The 3,388-nt window shown below is 61.2% G+C and carries 2 protein-coding genes; both read left to right on the top strand.

Annotated features, from left to right (window positions below; translation table 11 throughout):
- Positions 1-130: 130 nt before the first annotated feature.
- Positions 131-574 carry a hypothetical protein gene (locus tag A9Q02_RS19670; RefSeq protein ID WP_216361563.1) on the top strand — a complete coding sequence of 148 codons (444 nt, stop codon included), beginning with the start codon at positions 131-133 and terminating at the stop codon, positions 572-574.
- A gap of 23 nt (positions 575-597) precedes the next feature.
- The gene (locus A9Q02_RS19665; RefSeq protein WP_245860760.1) at positions 598-3,162 is read left to right on the top strand and encodes a transglycosylase domain-containing protein; all 2,565 of its coding nucleotides are present in this window, start codon (positions 598-600) and stop codon (positions 3,160-3,162) included.
- Positions 3,163-3,388 lie beyond the last annotated feature (226 nt).

Here is a 3,388-nt window from a genome sequence, read left to right as displayed (position 1 = left end):
ATCCTCGGCGGCGGCAAGAACCTGTTTGACCGAGGTGATCGGCACAGCCTCGAGTTGTGAGCCGGTGTGGCTGGCGAGATGGGCGGCACAACGGGTGCCAAACCCCATAACAAGCGTAAAGGATATGACGATGAATATCAATCAGAACCAGGCCCGTACCGCTGGCCTGATCTTGATCGTACTTGGGGTAGTGGCGATTTTCAATCTATGGGCGCTGATCCCGCCGGCGTTGCTTGCGCTGGGTGGCGTTGCGATCTATCGCCGCCAGAAGGCCCTCGGGCGTACAGGCGAGGCCGTCCAGGGCATCCTCTGGGGCGTTGGCCTGGCAGCTTTGTTGGGGTTCAATCTCTTCACCCTGCCAGGTGTGTTATTGCTCGCCGGGGCCAGCCTGCTGCTGCGTGGTCGTGAGGCCGCAGCCGAGGCCCGCCTGTTTGCCACCGTCGGTCGGTTGAGCCGCCGACGCGCACCAGTAACCCCGACGGCACAGCCAATGAACGTGCAGCCGGCGCAGCCGATGCTGCCTGCCGAGCAACTGGAGCAGCCATCCCGCACGAATGAGACCGTTCGTCTCTAATAAGAAAGTAGAGAAGCCCTTCGATGGCTATGGGCGGTCGCCCATCCTACCCACCACCGCCTCGCTTTCTACGCCCGCCCCGCCGCCAGCGCCGGGGCGGGCATTGGCGTGCGCGCCATCCGATCCTGGCCTTCTTCTGGCGCCTGAGCCTCGCTTTTGTCCAACTCAGCCTGCTTGCCATGCTCGTGGTTGCCGCCGCTGGTACCTGGCTCTACTATCGCTATGCCCGTGACCTGCCCGATCCCCGCCGCATCAGCGAGTATCGCAGTTTTGAAACAACCCGTATCTATGCCAGCGATGGCACCACCCTGCTCTTTGAACTCGTTGATCCCCAGGGCGGTCGTCGTACCCAGGTCGCCTTTGACCAGATTCCTCCGATGCTCAAAGAGGCAACGATTGCCGTTGAAGATGCTGATTTTTATATCAACCCAGGCGTTGATTTACGCGGAATTATCCGGGCTGCGCTGCAAAATTATCAGAGCGGCGAGATTGTCAGTGGGGCTTCAACGATTACTATGCAACTCGTGCGCAATCTGTTGCTCGATCCAGAGGAACGCGCTGAGCAGAGCTACGAGCGCAAGCTACGTGAGGCGATCCTGGCCTATCGTGTGGCGCAGACCTACAGTAAAGATCAGATTCTGAACCTCTATCTCAATGAGGTCTATTACGGTGCCCAGGCTTATGGCGTCGAGGCAGCAGCCCAGGCCTATTTTTCCAAACACGTCAGTGCGTTGACCCCTGGTGAGGCCACGCTGATTGCCGGGTTGCCTCAGTCACCCACGACCTATAATCCCTTCACCAATTTCGAACTCGCTCGTGCCCGTCAGCGCATTACCCTGAATTTGATGGTGCAGCATGGCATGCTCACCGAGGCCGAGGCGCAGACGATCTATGCTGAGCCAATTACGCTCAATCCACCGCTGACCGATCTCGTCGCACCCCATTTTGCCTTTTATGTGCGCGACCAACTCGAGCGTCACTATGGCCCCGAGTTGCTCTATCGGGCGGGCTTGCAGGTGATTACGAGCATTGACCTCGCCTGGCAAAGCGAGGCTGAGCGGATCGCCCGCGAGCAGATTGCACGCCTCCGCGAGCGCAATGCGTCCAATGCCGCGGTGGTGATGCTGGCCCCCGATGGCCGTGTGCTCGCGATGGTCGGCAGCATTGATTACAACGCACCCGACGGGCAAGTCAATGTGGCAACGGCGCTTCGCCAACCCGGTTCAGCCCTCAAACCCTTTGTCTATGCGAGCGCGTTGCAGCGCGGCTGGACTCCGGCAACGGTGATCTGGGACACGCCGAGTCGCTGGGTCTCGGACGAGGGGGTAGTCTACGAGCCACAGAATTATGATCGGCGCTTCCACGGACCAATGCGCCTGCGCATGGCGCTTGCCAATTCGCTCAATATTCCTGCGGTCAAAGCCCTTGAATACGTCGGCATCGAGGCCTTTGTCGAGCAGATGAGTCGACTGGGGGGGACAAGTTTTGCCGATCCGAGACGCTTTGGCCTCGCCATGGCTCTCGGCAGCAATGAAGTCCGTTTACTAGAGTTGACCGGGGCATACCATGCGCTTGGCAATGGGGGGCGGTGGCTCAATCCGGTGACGGTGCTCAAGGTGACGAATAGCCGGGGCGAGGTGCTTGAGCGCTGGCAACCCGCCCGCGGGCGCCCAGCGTTTGGGCCACAGGGTGAACAGATTGCGTATCTGCTGACGAGCATCCTTAGTGACAACCAGGCCCGCCGCTATATGTTTGGGGCCAATAATGTGATGGAATTGCCCGAGTTGATCGCGGCGGTCAAGACCGGCACCTCGAACGATTTTCGCGATTCGTGGGCGGTCGGATATACGACCGATGTGACGGTAGGGGTGTGGGTTGGCAATAACGACTCGTCGCCGATGCAAGAAGTCGCCGGGGCCAACGGTGCAGGCGAGATCTGGCGTGAGTTGATGCTCCGTTACCATCAAGGGCGACCTGCGACGCCCTTTGCCCGCCCAGAGGGGCTAGAAGAGATGCCGATCTGCGCCGATACGGGCGGGCGAGCCGGGGCCGGTTGCCCACGAACGATCAACGAACTCTTTGTGGCAGGAACTGCGCCTACCGAGGTAGATGTGCTCTATCAAACGGTGCGGGTCGGGGGTGATGGCAGTTGCCTGGCGGCTTCGTATACCCCGCCAGACGAAGTACGCGACGTGCAGTTCCCCGTCTACCCACCTGAGTTCCGTGAATGGGCTGCGCGAAATATGCCCCAGCCACCAACAACGGTCTGTCCACCGCCAACAAGCCCGACCGAGGCAGTCGCCCTGCTCTATCCACCAGGAGCCAGTGGGGTCATCACGACCACGCAAGTCTTTCTCAGTGGCATTGCGCGTGGGCCATTTAGTCTCGACGTCGGCCCCGGCACGGCACCAGCCCAATGGCAACTGCTCGGTCAGAACAACCTGCCCGTCTTTGATGGTCTGCTGGGGGTCTGGAATACTGCGGGCTTGCCAGCAGGCGACTATACCCTGCGCCTCCAGGTGACGACGCCCGAAGGCTTTAACGTCAGTACCACCCAACTTGTGCGCTACGAACCGGGGGGGCCGTAGGGCAGGGCGATTGCATCTTCCGTGTATGCACCCCACCAGGGCACCCGCAAGGGGTGCCCCTACAGGGCCAGGGGCCGGGGGCCGGGCGATTGCATCTTCCGTGTATGCACCCCACCAGGGCACCCGCAAGGGGTGCCCCTACAGGGCCGGGGGCCGGGGGCCGGGCGATTGCATCTTCCGTGTATGCACCCCACCAGGGCACCCGCAAGGGGTGCCCCTACAGGGC

It is taken from the genome of Candidatus Chloroploca asiatica (assembly GCF_002532075.1).
Classification (GTDB): Bacteria; Chloroflexota; Chloroflexia; order Chloroflexales; family Chloroflexaceae; genus Chloroploca; species Chloroploca asiatica.
The sequence above is the reverse complement of the archived record's forward strand: the minus strand, read 5'-3'. Positions and strand labels throughout refer to the sequence as shown.